Below are 557 nucleotides of genomic sequence, written 5' to 3'. Positions count from 1 at the left end.
TCTTAGTCATGCCATAATCAGTAAATTGATATAAATTAACCCTACTTTTATTATCTGTAAAGGTAGTTGTGTTATATCCATAAGCAATTGCTAAACTTTCTCCTGCCACTCCATCTGTACCAAATTCCTTTATGCTGCTGACTCTGTAAGGAGCTTGAGTATAATAGTCATAGTTTATATTGTAACCATCATAATTTAGTACCTTTTTAAGATTATTCTTGCTATCATAAGTAAAAACAGTGTAAGTTCCATCAGGATAAGTTACTTTAGAAAGCTGTTGTCCATTATAATCAAAGCTGGTTCTGCTGCCATCTGACTCTATTATCCCTACAAGATATCCATTACTTAATACATCTAGGGTAGTTACTCTTCCTGCTCCATCAGTTATTTTCTTTAATATGATTCCATCATAACTTAAGGTTAAGGTGTTATCATTCTTATCTTTTATTTTGTGTAAATATCCACCAGGAACAAATTCAAGAACTCCTCCACTTTTATCCTTTATGGTATAACTTCCATCTGTCCCTTTATTAAAGGTTAAATCTGTACCCATTTGT

The 557-nt window shown here is 32.3% G+C and carries 1 protein-coding gene; it reads right to left on the bottom strand.

The features are described from left to right. The coding region (locus P8V03_RS19060) for a hypothetical protein (protein WP_318799382.1) at positions 1-557 on the bottom strand (557 nt) is incomplete at both ends.

The sequence above is a fragment of the Clostridium tanneri genome (assembly GCF_033659955.1).
In the GTDB taxonomy this organism is placed as follows: Bacteria; Bacillota; Clostridia; order Clostridiales; family Clostridiaceae; genus Clostridium_AM; species Clostridium_AM tanneri.
Note: the sequence above shows the minus strand (reverse complement) of the source record. Positions and strands in the feature narration are given on the sequence as shown.